This is a genomic window from Halomonas sp. PBN3 (assembly GCF_000475415.1).
GTDB lineage: Bacteria > Pseudomonadota > Gammaproteobacteria > Pseudomonadales > Halomonadaceae > Halomonas > Halomonas shengliensis.
In genome coordinates this window covers 1-290 of sequence record NZ_AXCA01000064.1, presented here as the reverse complement: position 1 = coordinate 290, position 290 = coordinate 1, and the positions used below count along the sequence as shown (strand labels likewise).

1 protein-coding gene is annotated in these 290 nt (G+C 49.3%); it reads left to right on the top strand.

What is annotated here, in order from left to right; all coding sequences use genetic code 11:
- The coding region (locus Q673_RS35880) for a transposase (protein ID WP_200861393.1) at positions 1–210 on the top strand (210 nt) is incomplete at its 5' end.
- Between the last annotated feature and the right edge of the window lie 80 nt (positions 211–290).

Here is a 290-nt window from a genome sequence, read left to right as displayed (position 1 = left end):
TCACATGTGGTTGGCTACATCAAAGGGAAGAGTGCGATATCTATAGCCAGAAATTTCATGGGCAGATCGCGAAATTTCTCTGGTGAAAGCTTCTGGGCGAGAGGTTATTTCGTCTCGACAGTAGGGCTTGATGAAGGAATGGTAAGGGCCTATATCCGGAATCAGGAAAAGGTGGATGAGCATTATGATCAGCTCAAGTTTGGAATGTGAGGCAGCCGCCTTCAGGCGGCTCAGATTCTTGCCCCTTTGAGGGGCTAACAATATAAAGCCCCCGGCTTTGCCGGGGGATA